This window comes from Citrobacter sp. RHBSTW-00029 (genome assembly GCF_014104295.1).
Taxonomy (GTDB): Bacteria; Pseudomonadota; Gammaproteobacteria; order Enterobacterales; family Enterobacteriaceae; genus Citrobacter; species Citrobacter youngae.
In genome coordinates, this window is sequence record NZ_JABXRT010000001.1 from 34256 (window position 1) to 43803 (window position 9548).

The following is a 9548-nucleotide window of genomic DNA, read 5'->3' on the forward strand; positions in this document are numbered from 1 at the left end:
GAAACGACCGTTACTGGCGCGTCAGTGTCAGTTATTAAATACCGTCAGTTCTGTCACTTTGAAGCTGTCTGGCTTGTTGGTTATGCTGTCGTAGGGGGCCTGTAGCTTCCATTGCTGACCCGGCTCCAGATTTTCAGCCATCGCTGCCGTATTTCCTATTACTGCCCCATTCTGAAGCAAGTTGAATTTGACAATTACAGTCTTCACAGGCCCACCTGACACGTTTGTTCCCGTGCCTTCAATTTGCTGCAAACCATTTGCTGCTGTGGCGAAATGCAGGTCTGAAAGTTGGACTTTGCCAGTACCGTCGGCCGCAAGAACAGGGCCGGTAATCAGTGCAGTGATTAACGTGGCCTTCAGAACAGTCTTCATCATTTTCATTTTCCCTCTGTTTACCGTTGAGTTTTCTTAATATCACAATGAACCTTTATTTACAGCTAAACCTGCCACCGGCACAGACCTGCAATTAATTTTGAAATTCCTGTTTAGGGTTTATCGCTGACCCGACGCTCCCTCTTCCGCATCCTGTCCGCACCCCTTAATCCTTCTGGAGGTGCGTATGAACTCACATCGTCCGGCCATGCGGCGCAACCGTCGTGTCCCGGGCATCACTGGCCTGGTATTGCTGACCTTTCTGGCATCAGCTGCTGCACAGGCATCCGAGAAAGACGAGCTTGCGTCTGTTCAGCGTCAGCTGGACCAGGTTCAGGCGTCGCTTGAACGGGCCCGCGTGGCGGTTGCACAGGCCGACCCGGCTGACCGTGGCCGCTTTTTCTTTGATTACCGTCAGGCCACATCCGATCTCAACACCATCCGCAGCGGCATTGACCGCTATCTGGAGCCCTCCCGCGCGCAACCGCGTGACCCGTCTTTTGTGGCCGGTAATTACCGGCGGGAGCGGCCCTGATGCCCATGACATCCGAACAAACGAACGCGTTTAAAGCCGGCTCCGGCAGTCTTGATGTGAACATCCTTCATCTGCTCTGCATCGGGGCACTGCTGGCGTTTCTTTTTTTATGGGCCGCGTGGGCGCTGTCGGATGTCTGGACCGGCTGGAGTAACACCAAAGTGCGTGACGCGGCCCTGGGGCGTTTTGCCGTCCGCACCGTGCTGCTGTTGCTTGTGTGTATCTGGATGTTTGCCAGTTAACTCATTCAAAACGTTAAGTCAGGAGATGAATCCCATGCACCATTCTGAGTCTGTTGTTGCCCGCCTGCGCCGTTTCGGCAGTCGTACGCTGACCCGCGCCGGTACGCTTGCCCTGCTGGGCTGGCTCACCTGCAAACCGGCCTTTGCGGATTTGCCAAGCGTTGAAGCGCCTGAGTCCGGAGGCGGAAGCGGGCTGTCGGGACAAATCAAGGGCTACCTGCAGGACGGCATTGTTATCGGGGGGCTGGTCGTGGCGGCCGTTGCCTTTATCAACGTTGCCATTGCCGCCCTGCACACCTTCACCGAAGTCCGCAATGAGAAAGCCACCTGGACCAAATTCGGGGCCATTGTGGTGGTGGGTGTGGTGCTGCTGGTTGCCGTTATCTGGCTGCTCGGCAAGTCTGCCGACATTCTGTTGTAGGAGCCTGCGACGATGCAGACCATTCGTTTTTTACCTGACCGTCTCAACAGTGAGCCCGTGGTGTTTCGCGGGTTTACCACCCATGAGATGGGGCTGGCAGCCCTTGCCGGCGCGGGTGCGGGTCTGCTCCTGTCACTGCCGTTTATCCCGCTTGCCGGCTGGGTTGTTGTTCCCACCGGCCTGCTGGTCATGCCGCTGCTGCTCGTCTGGTTCGGCGGCCGCTGGATGGCCAGGCTCAAGCGCGGTAAGCCTGAGAACTGGCTCTGGCAGCGACTGGAGACGAAAAAACGCCGGCTGGGGATGGGCAATCCGAAACTGATAGTGGATGCCCGGGGCTGGTCAGTGAAACGTAACAGGAGAGCCTCATGAGCCGTTTTCGCCATGCGGTAAAAGACCGCGACCAGCATATTCAGACGCTGCGCATCGCCTGCGCCGTGCTCGCCTTTTTCCTTTTATTCACCTGTGCCGGCTGGATGCTGGCGCCCAGCAAGCTGACCGTGCATAACCCGCCGGATTTACGTACCGGCAGCACGCGGCCCTGGTGGGAAGTGCCACCCCCGACGGTCTACTCCTTTGCGTTCTACATTTTTCAGCAGCTCAATGCCTGGCCGAAAAACGGCGAGGTGGATTATTCCGGCAAAATCAATGCGCTGTCGCCGTATCTGACGCCGTCCTGTCAGGATTTCCTGAAAGCGGATGCAAAGAAACGCGGTGACGCCGGGGAGCTCACCGACCGCGTGCGCGTGGTGTATGAAGTGCCCGGTCGCGGTTACCAGTCACAGAGCGTGACCGTACAGGATCGCGATCACTGGATTGCCCGCCTGGACGTGGTGGCCGACGAATATTTCCATGCCGAGCCGGTCAAACGCGCCCTGGTACGTTACCCGCTTAAAGTGGTGCGCTGGGAAGGTGATGCGGAGCGCAACCCGTTCGGTCTGGCGCTGGACTGTTATGCCGGTGTGCCCCAGCGTCTGGAGGCGGCACCGCCTGCACCTAAACCGGAGAAGTCAGGAGTGTTTCAGTGATGAGTAAAAACCCCCACTACCGCGCCGGGCTGATGGCGCTGTCCTTCGCCCTGCTGCCCCTGGCAATGCTGGTATCACGTCCTGCCGGCGCAGATGAGCTGATGAAATGGGAGCGTATTCCGCTGCAGATCCCCCTGAAGGTGGGGCAGGAGCGGGTGGTCTTTGTGGACAAAAACGTCCGCGTCGGTTTTCCGCCGGCGCTTAACGGTAAACTCCGGGTGCAGAGCACCGGGGGAGCCGTCTACCTGAAAGCCGACAGCGCCTTTCCGCAGACGCGGGTGCAGCTGCAGGATGTGGAAAGCGGCGAGGTTCTGCTGTTTGATATCGCCGCTGGTGAAAAAGGGCCGACTGAGCCGGTGCGGCTGGTCTACAGCGGTGATGTCAGCACGCTGAGTCACGCCGGCGATGCGGCCGGTCAGCCAGGTGGTGCAGACCGGGCTGCTTCCGGATCAGGCTCATCTGCTCCCACCGGCAGCGATGATGGTACTCAGGCAAAGCGTAAAAAAATCCGCTACAGCGCCCCCATCCCGGTGCTGCTGACCCGCTATGCCGCTCAGAGCCTTTATGCTCCGGCACGTACGGTCGAGGCGGTCCCGGGTATTCATCCGGTCAATCCTCATCTGCCCCGACGTGTCAGCACGCTGTATCCCTCTGAACCATTAACGGTCACGCCGCTGGCTGGCTGGGGTGTGGCAAACCGCAGCGTGGTGGCACTCAGGCTCACGAACACCGGCAGCCGTAAGGTCGTTCTGGATCCACGCTCGCTGCAGGGACAGTTTGTGTCCGCCACCTTCCAGCACCGCTGGGTCGGTCCTGCCGGCACGCCGGAAGACACCACCACGGTGTATGTGGTGACCGCCGGTCGTCCGGAGAGCGCATTTATTGCTGAGCCGTCTGCGCTGCGTAAAGCGGCCCGCACGGTAAAACAGGAGGCCCGCCATGCAGATTAAATCTAATGCCCTGGTGAAAATTATCGTGCCGGCCGTGGTGATTGCCGGGCTGGCCGTGGGGCTCAAAAGCTGCAAAAACGAACCGGCAGAACAATCTCAGGCAAAACAAAGCGGCGGCCCCCTGCATAATCTCTCGCCGGATGAACTGAAGGCGCTGGGTGTGGAAGGCGACACGCCGGAGGACACCCTGCGCACGCTTATCGGCCGGCTGAACGATGTGCGTGACCGCCAGAAAACGCTGGATAAGCAGAACGCGGATTTGGTGAAAGAAAACGAGCGGTTGCGCCGACGCAATCAGGACGTTTCAGGACAGGTGAATGAGGCCGTTAATGGTCTGCGCGAGCAGTACGACAAGCGGCAGGCGCAGCTTCAGAACGAACAACTGAGCCTGACGGCGAAAATCCAGGAGCTGACCGACAAACTCAAAAAGCCTGACACCGAGAAAAAAACGGCGGACAGCGATATCCCGCTGGGGCTGGGCCTGGACGGCATGGGCAGCAGTACCGGGGGGGCGGCTTCTCAGGGCAGCGACGGCATGATGTGGGTCGCGCCGACGGACCAGAAAGAGACGGACCCGCGGGACGCGGCCAGCGGCAAGGCATCTCCTCAGTTCCCGACTTCTTTTCTGGGTGAAAATGAGCTGACCCGACAGAAAGCGGCCTATGAGGAGAAAGTGAAGGGACGTACGAATGAAAAAGGGGCGGAAGAGAGCGCAGAGCCGGTTTACACGCTGCCGGAAAATTCCACGCTGGTCGGCAGCCGCGCCATGACGGCACTGCTTGGCCGTGTGCCCATCAACGGCACCGTGACCGATCCTTATCCGTTTAAGGTGCTTATCGGTAAGGATAACCTGACGGCGAACGGCATCGAGTTACCGGACGTCGAAGGGGCGATTGTTTCCGGGACGGCCAGCGGAGACTGGACACTGTCCTGTGTGCGCGGGCAGGTTAACAGCGTCACCTTTGTCTTTTCCGACGGTACGGTACGCACCCTCCCCAGACCCGACGCCAGTAACAACGCCAGCGGGCAAAATAATAACGCTCAGGCTAAACAGGATACCGGCACCAGTGGCGGTATCGGCTGGATTTCGGATGAAAACGGGATCCCGTGCATTGGCGGCGAACGTAAGTCCAATGCCTCCACCTATCTGCCCACCATTTTTGGCCTGTCGGCTGCCGGTGCGGCGGGTGAAGCGATGAGCCAGGGGCAGTACACCACACAGAATAACGTGAATGGCATTTCCGCCACCATGACCGGCGACGCCGGACAGGCGGCGCTGGGGAAAGCCATTTCCGGCGGCATGTCTGAAACCACCGACTGGATCAAACAGCGTTACGGGATGACGTTTGATGCCATTTATGTGCCGCCTGGTGCCCGTCTCGCCGTGCATATCACCCGTCAGCTGGCCATTGATTATGAAGATAAGGGCCGTAAGGTGCGCTACGACTTCACCCTGCCGGGTGGCATCAGTGACAACGGCGGACTGGACTGAGTACACGGCCATGGCGGGACAGATAACGTTTTTCCCTCTTTCATCCGTGTGCTGGACGTTCAGCGACGGGGCAGGCTGGCATATTGACGTGATCCCTGCGTCTTCTGCGGTTCTGTTGCTGCGACCCGTAGCGCTGTTGCCTGCCGGCGCACCTTTACTGCGCTGGCGCGATGGCCAGCTTTTACTGGATATCGGCAGGTTCTCCCTGCCGCTCAGTGCCCGGGAGTGTGCCGTTTCGTGGCGCAGCCCGAAAATCCCGCGCCGGCTTTACTGCCCGCGTATGACATTACGGGAGCTGGGGCACCTGCTGAATGTCAGTGCGTTCGTTTTTATCTGCGGCGGTTACGATCCGGCCGCCTCACAAAGGAGATACCGGTAATGTACAGAACGGTTTTCATTCTGGCCCTGAGCTGTGTGATGCTCAGCGGCTGCTCAACCTCCAAAGAGGAAATGCTGCCGGCGGGCGATAACACCATGCTGGAACTGTGGAACGGGGCGGACGGTGGCGGCAGTACTTCCCGCCAGTCTGCGGCGGTCCGCGACACGCTGCGACGCCCGCTGACTGGCAGCGAAACGCAGGCGGACGCGCAGGCCGACCGCAGCTACAGCCGTACTCAGGAAAGCGAAATCACCCAGCAGTTTCCCCGGCTGCCCAACCCCGACATGGTGATGTACCTGTATCCCCATCTGGCAGACGGTAACACGCCGGTGCCGGGTTACAGCACTGTGTTCCCGTTCTACAGCCAGACGCAGTATGCCATGCCTGGCGAGCGCACGGAGGCCCTGTAATGCTTTCACTGTTTACGCGTAATAAATCCACCGACCGGCAGACGCCGGTTGATGACGGCCAGTCCGTTCAGGCAGATGAAACCCTGACCGCGGCCGTGAAGGGCCGGCAACCTCTGAAGCGCCCCGGGAAAATGACGCGCCAGGATGAGGAGAAGGTTTATCACGCCAATCCGTCCATCATTGACTTTTTGCCCTGGGCAGAATTTCTCGATGAAGAGCAGTGTCTCCTGCTCGATGACGGCGTGTCGGTGGGGGCCGTTTATGATGTGACACCGGTGGCGACCGAAGGGCGAACCGAAGAGCGCCTGGAACAGATCCGGGACTCGGTTGAGGATGCACTTCAGGACAGCTTTGATGAACATGACGTGAATCCCTGGGTCGTGCAGTTCTTCTGCCAGGACGAGGACGACACTGACGCGTACCTGGACAGGCTGCGCGGGTATGTCAAACCACATGCACAGCGCACGGCGTTTACCGACGCCTGGCTGGGTGAAATGGAGCGCCATATCCGCAGTATCTCCCGGCCTGAGGGACTTTTTACTGACTCGCTGATTACCGGCCAGCCGTGGCGCGGGCAGCAGCGCCGCACCCGGATGGTTGTTTATCGCTGGCTTGGTAAAAGCCGGGATCCGATGCCGCCGGTGGCGATGCTCAATCAGGTGTGCGACCGGGTCGTTAATGCCCTGGGCGGGGCGGGGATCCGCTGCACCCGGCAGAACGGCCTGCAGGTGCATGGCTGGCTGCTGCGGCTGTTCAATCCGTCACCGGACTGGGTGGAGAAAACCACGCTCTATCGGCAGGCTGCTTACGCAGACCCGCGCGAGACACCTGAAGGCACCGTGCCGGTCAGCAATGATTTTGCCGAAACCCTGTGGTTCACGCCGCCGGTTTCAGACCCGGAAAACGGCGTGTGGTGGATTGACAACAAGCCGCACTGCGCGGTGGCGGTGGAAAAACTGCGTACACCGCCGGAGCCGGGCACCCTGACCGGCGAGAAAAGCCGGGGTGAAAAGAAAATTAATGCCCTGATGGATATGTTTCCGGAAGGGACCATGGTGTGCATGACCGTGGTGGTACAGCCCCAGGACCGGCTTGAAGAGCAGTTTAACCGGCTGTCGAAAAATGCGGTCGGTGAGAATACCGAGTCGGGCCGCGTCCGCCAGGATGTGAAGACGGTCAAAGAGTATCTGGGCAACCGGCACAAGCTGTACCGGGCGGGGATCACCTTCCTGCTGCGCGGCGACGACATGACCAGCCTGAAGCGCAAGCGGCTGGAGCTGTCCACCGTATTGCTCGGGGCCGGTCTGCAGCCGGTACGGCCGGAGTTTGAAGAAGGTCCGCTGAACAGCTGGCTGCGGGCGCTGCCGATGTGCTTTAACCCGGACAGCGACAGAAAACACTGGTATACCCGTCTGACATGGGTTCAGCACCTGGCAGGACTTTTGCCGGTAACCGGGCGGGAAACCGGCACGGGGCACCCCGGCTTCAGCTTTTTCAACCGCGGCGGGGATACCCTGACATTCGATCCGCTCAACAAGCTCGACCGCACCCAGAACGCGCATCTGCTGTTGTTCGGCCCGACCGGGGCGGGCAAGTCGGCCACGCTGTGTGCCGCGCTCTCCCAGCTGATGGCCGTCCATCGTCCGCGGCTGTTTATTGCGGAGGCCGGGAATTCGTTCGGCCTGCTGGCCGACTTCTTTGACAGCCTCGGGCTGACGGTGAATAAAATCAGCGTCAAACCCGGGAGCGGCGTCAGTCTGCCGCCGTTTGCTGATGCTCACAAACTGGTGGAAGAAGGCCTGGCCGCCCAGGCCGTTGATGAGAGCGACCTGCCGGATATCGACACGGACGACGATGGCGAGGATGACAAGCGTGACGTTCTCGGTGAAATGGAAATCTCCGCGCGCATGATGATCACCGGCGGTGACCCGAAAGAAGAGGCTGACCTTAAGCGTGCCGACAGGGCGATGATACGTGAGGCGCTGCTGATGGCGGCACATGCCACGTATAAGGAAGGGCGGCAGATGCTGCCGTCTGACCTGCAGAAGGCGCTGTACGACATTGCCTCTGACAACGATGAGGGCGTCATCAATGTCCGCAATGCCCAGCGCAAGGCGAAAGCGGCGGAAATGGCGGAATCCCTGGGCATGTTCACTCAGGCCGGGAGCTTTGAAGCGGAGCTGTTCAACCGTGAAGGGGAGCTGTGGCCGGAAGCGGACGTGACGCTGGTCGACCTGGGGCATCTGGCGCGTGAGGGCTACGAGGCGCAGATGGCCCTGACCATGGTCTCGATGACCAACATGATTAACAACATCGCGGAGCGTGACCAGTTCCTGGGCCGGGATATTGTCTTCACGGTGGATGAGGCGCATATCGTGACGGTTAATCCGCTGCTGTCGCCGTACATGACCAAGGTGGTCAAGATGTGGCGTAAGCTCGGGGCCTGGTTGTGGCTGGCCACCCAGAATCTTAAGGATTACCCAGACATTGCCGAAAAGATGCTTAACATGGCGGAATGGTGGATTTGTCTGACCATGCCTCCGGAAGAGGTCAAAGATATCAGCCGTTTTCGCGCGCTCACGCCGGAGCAGGAATCGGTGCTGCTTTCCGCCAGTAAACTGTCGGGGTGTTATACGGAAGGCGTGGTGCTGGCGAAACGGATCGAAGCGCTGTTTCGTGCCGTGCCGCCCAGTCTCTTCCTGGCACTGGGCATGACGGAAAAAGAAGAGAAAGCCGAACGCCGGGCGCTGATGAATGAATTTCACTGCAGCGAACTGGAGGCGGCAAAACGCGTCGCGCAGAATCTGGACCGTCTGCGCGGTCTGACGGAAAAACAACAGGAGCCTGCCACGGTATGATGACACTGAAGTACCCTGAACCCACTATTCATGAGCACAGTGGCTCAGCCCTGTTCACCCTGTCGCCTCAGGGGGAGCCCGGTGTGCTCCCGGCGACCCATCAGCACCTGGTGAGGCTGCGGGCAATGCTCAGGCAGCGCCTGACCGGTCCGGTCAGAATGACCTGTCACCCGCACCGGGTGGGACTCAGCAGCAGCGTGGCCATCTATCTTGAGGGAAAGCTGAAGCAGGCGGTGAACATCCTTATCACCGTGACGGGACAGACGAGCTGGCCGCAGGAAGAGGAGTATGCGCATCCGCGCTGGTATATCACGGTGCCGGATTCGGCCGACCTGGCGTATCTGATGCTGTGGATTAACGGGCTGGACGTTTAAAACGAAAACTTGTCTTCACCAGGAGCATGATAACAAAAAGAACAGAATGCTTTTTTGATGCCGGCCGCTGGGGCCGGTTTTTTTATGACTGGCGAGTTTTAGTAAAACGGTAACGCGCGAGGTGTGGGATGAAAATAAAGTTTCCTCCTTGAAAATAGAGTTTCACCCTAAGCCAACGTGCGCTATGTTGATGATATCAACTAGGACGTTGGCTTTGTTATGGCTGGCACATTAAGACTCGAGATACGTCGAAAATTGGATAAATGTATTGCTAAGCAGTCAGGATTCCCTATAGCTCGCCTTCGGAGTAGGAGAAACCATGAAGGATGCCGTCTGGTCCGCGAGTGAAAAGTGCTGCATTGTACGTAAGGTTAAGAATCGCTGTCATAGTGTATCTATTCAGTATGTGTGCATATACAATAACGCAATTGCACAGACATATGCGGGGCGTTTTCATGCGATTCACTGACCTCAAAAGTGAGACCTTAAA

12 protein-coding genes are annotated in these 9548 nt (G+C 58.9%); 11 read left to right on the forward strand and 1 reads right to left on the reverse strand.

Features of this window, described 5'->3' with window-relative positions; genetic code table 11:
• Nucleotides 1-27 precede the first annotated feature (27 nt).
• Nucleotides 28-375, reverse strand: a complete 348-nt coding sequence (locus tag HV041_RS00185; RefSeq protein WP_016808262.1) for an FxLYD domain-containing protein — start codon at nt 373-375, stop codon at nt 28-30.
• Nucleotides 376-559: 184 nt separating this feature from the next.
• Between HV041_RS00185 and HV041_RS00190 the strand changes: the two genes are divergently transcribed.
• From HV041_RS00190 to HV041_RS00240, 11 genes are read left to right on the forward strand one after another with little or no spacing between them, the layout of a single operon-like run.
• Entirely contained in the window at nt 560-907 is a 348-nt protein-coding gene (locus HV041_RS00190; RefSeq protein ID WP_016808261.1) for an RAQPRD family integrative conjugative element protein, read from the forward strand.
• Nucleotides 907-1149, forward strand: a complete 243-nt coding sequence (locus tag HV041_RS00195) for a TIGR03758 family integrating conjugative element protein (protein WP_003029734.1) — start codon at nt 907-909, stop codon at nt 1147-1149. Before HV041_RS00190 ends, HV041_RS00195 begins: the two co-directional genes overlap by 1 nt.
• A 34-nt stretch (nt 1150-1183) precedes the next feature.
• Nucleotides 1184-1570 carry a TIGR03745 family integrating conjugative element membrane protein gene (locus tag HV041_RS00200; protein ID WP_016808260.1) on the forward strand — a complete coding sequence of 129 codons (387 nt, stop codon included), beginning with the start codon at nt 1184-1186 and terminating at the stop codon, nt 1568-1570.
• 12 nt (nt 1571-1582) lie between these two features.
• Nucleotides 1583-1939, forward strand: a complete 357-nt coding sequence (locus HV041_RS00205; protein WP_004115534.1) for a TIGR03750 family conjugal transfer protein — start codon at nt 1583-1585, stop codon at nt 1937-1939.
• Nucleotides 1936-2595, forward strand: coding sequence for a PFL_4703 family integrating conjugative element protein (locus HV041_RS00210; RefSeq protein WP_016808259.1), 660 nt, complete (start codon nt 1936-1938; stop codon nt 2593-2595). The genes HV041_RS00205 and HV041_RS00210 overlap by 4 nt, the downstream gene beginning before the upstream one ends.
• Complete coding sequence (locus tag HV041_RS00215; protein ID WP_016808258.1) at nt 2595-3545, forward strand: TIGR03749 family integrating conjugative element protein; 951 nt, start codon at nt 2595-2597, stop codon at nt 3543-3545. The genes HV041_RS00210 and HV041_RS00215 overlap by 1 nt, the downstream gene beginning before the upstream one ends.
• Entirely contained in the window at nt 3535-5037 is a 1503-nt protein-coding gene (locus tag HV041_RS00220) for a TIGR03752 family integrating conjugative element protein (protein WP_016808257.1), read from the forward strand. The genes HV041_RS00215 and HV041_RS00220 overlap by 11 nt, the downstream gene beginning before the upstream one ends.
• A complete protein-coding gene (locus HV041_RS00225) occupies nt 5015-5416 on the forward strand; it encodes a hypothetical protein (protein WP_223479954.1) in 402 nt (133 codons plus the stop codon). Before HV041_RS00220 ends, HV041_RS00225 begins: the two co-directional genes overlap by 23 nt.
• Nucleotides 5416-5826 (forward strand): TIGR03751 family conjugal transfer lipoprotein, encoded by a 411-nt coding sequence (locus HV041_RS00230; RefSeq protein ID WP_016808256.1) that lies wholly within the window; start codon nt 5416-5418, stop codon nt 5824-5826. Before HV041_RS00225 ends, HV041_RS00230 begins: the two co-directional genes overlap by 1 nt.
• The gene (locus HV041_RS00235) at nt 5826-8684 is read left to right on the forward strand and encodes a conjugative transfer ATPase (protein ID WP_016808255.1); all 2859 of its coding nucleotides are present in this window, start codon (nt 5826-5828) and stop codon (nt 8682-8684) included. Before HV041_RS00230 ends, HV041_RS00235 begins: the two co-directional genes overlap by 1 nt.
• Nucleotides 8681-9058 (forward strand): hypothetical protein, encoded by a 378-nt coding sequence (locus HV041_RS00240; protein WP_016808254.1) that lies wholly within the window; start codon nt 8681-8683, stop codon nt 9056-9058. Before HV041_RS00235 ends, HV041_RS00240 begins: the two co-directional genes overlap by 4 nt.
• Nucleotides 9059-9548 lie beyond the last annotated feature (490 nt).